The organism is Methylobacterium sp. WL103 (assembly GCF_008039885.1).
In the GTDB taxonomy this organism is placed as follows: domain Bacteria; phylum Pseudomonadota; class Alphaproteobacteria; order Rhizobiales; family Beijerinckiaceae; genus Methylobacterium; species Methylobacterium cerastii.
Genome location: NZ_VRUX01001223.1, coordinates 1 through 554, shown reverse-complemented (window position 1 = coordinate 554; position 554 = coordinate 1). Strand labels below are relative to the sequence as shown.

At 73.8% G+C, this 554-nt stretch carries 1 protein-coding gene; it reads left to right on the top strand.

Translation table 11 applies throughout. From position 1 onward, the window contains the following. Positions 1–554, top strand: a 554-nt coding sequence (locus tag FV222_RS28735; RefSeq protein WP_187277541.1) for a cobaltochelatase subunit CobN, incomplete at both ends; no start/stop codon positions are given.

Sequence of the window (554 nt, the reverse complement as noted above, 5' to 3'; positions counted from 1 at the left end):
TCGCACGGGCGCTCTCGGGCTCGACACGCCCGAGAGCGCCCGTGCGATCGTGTCGGACCTCGCCGACGCCGGCTACGCGGGCGGATCGCTGCCGGAGGCCGCCGCGCTCATGCACGCGCTGACGGACGGCGTGCAGGGTTTCGCGGTGTCGCTCGCCGACTACAGGGGTTGGCTTGCGACCCTGCCCGAGACGTCGCGCCAGGTTTTGACCGAACGCTGGGGCGCGCCGGACGCCGACCCCGCCATCCGGGACGGCTCCTTCCGATTCGGGATCGTGAGGTCCGGCCACGACACATCCCCTCCCCCCTCTGCGGGAGAAGGAGAGCTGGGCGCGGCGGGCCGCATCGCGATCTTCCTCCAGCCCGACCGGGGCCGGTCGGACGACCGCAAGGCCGGCTACCACGACCCCGACGAGCCGCCGACGCACGCCTACCTCGCGTTCCACCTCGGGCTGCGCCGCAACTTCGACGCCCTAGTTCACCTCGGCACGCACGGCACCACGGAGTGGCTGCCGGGCAAGGCCGTCGCGCTGTCGCCCGGGTGCTGGCCGGCGC